At 34.5% G+C, this 264-nt stretch carries 1 protein-coding gene; it reads left to right on the top strand.

Features of this window, described 5'->3' with window-relative positions:
- Positions 1-119: 119 nt before the first annotated feature.
- Positions 120-264, top strand: a 145-nt coding sequence (locus KVT11_RS20085; RefSeq protein ID WP_217609173.1) for a YozQ family protein, incomplete at its 3' end; no start/stop codon positions are given.

Genomic DNA, 264 nt, shown 5'->3' with positions numbered 1-264 from the left:
GAAACGAGTTAGAACGATGAGATTACTAGAAGAAGTAACAATTTCAAAATGATCACGATTTTTTGATGAAAACCCATCTTTTTGTTCAAAATAAGAAAGAATAAAAAGGAGGGTAAGAAATGTCGAAACAGCAAAATAAACAAAATGTACAAGGTGCACAGCAACAAGCGTATACTTCTGAAACGAATGCTACATCTCAATCCGTTATTGAGGAACAAATTAGTGATACAGTTGCAGAAGGAACGATCGATGTGAAGCTTGGAA

Origin of the sequence: Bacillus sp. GbtcB10 (assembly GCF_019091365.1) — a bacterium.
Taxonomy (GTDB): domain Bacteria; phylum Bacillota; class Bacilli; order Bacillales; family Bacillaceae; genus Bacillus; species Bacillus altitudinis.
Note: the sequence above shows the minus strand (reverse complement) of the source record. Positions and strands in the feature narration are given on the sequence as shown.